We start from the raw sequence: 460 nt of genomic DNA, 5'->3' as shown, positions 1-460 counted from the left end.
GGCTCAAAGTATGGTACTGCTTCTAAGTACATGCTTTACAACGGTCCATTTAAGCAAACTGGCTGGACTGGCTCCAACCTGTCTTGGAAGATGGTCAAGAACCCATACTACTGGGACAAGAAGAACGTAAAGCTTGACACCATCAAGTGGAGCGTACAAAAGACTCCATCAACTGCTTATAACTTGTACCAATCAAACAAGCTGGACGCAACTGCTTTGGACTCATCCCAAACCAAGCAATTGAAGAACCAAAAGGGCTACACTAGCTTGAACCAAGGTGCAACCTTCTACCTGCAATTCAACGTTGCTAAGAACAAGGACTTGGCTAATGCCAACATCCGCAAGGCCTTGTCACTGGCTGTCAACCGTAAGGGCTTGACCACCACTTTGGGCGGCAACAGCGTTCCAGCCAACACTTTGACCCCAACGCAATTGACTGACGTTAATGGTGAAGACTACA

Annotated in this window: 1 protein-coding gene; it reads left to right on the top strand. The window is 47.2% G+C overall.

Translation table 11 applies throughout. The annotated features are described in order from the left end of the window. On the top strand, window positions 1-460 hold a 460-nt coding region (locus FC20_RS09725), incomplete at both ends, for an ABC transporter substrate-binding protein (RefSeq protein ID WP_236697675.1).

This window comes from Lactobacillus equicursoris DSM 19284 = JCM 14600 = CIP 110162, from assembly GCF_001434815.1.
GTDB lineage: Bacteria > Bacillota > Bacilli > Lactobacillales > Lactobacillaceae > Lactobacillus > Lactobacillus equicursoris.
This window is presented reverse-complemented; position numbering and strand designations above follow the sequence as displayed.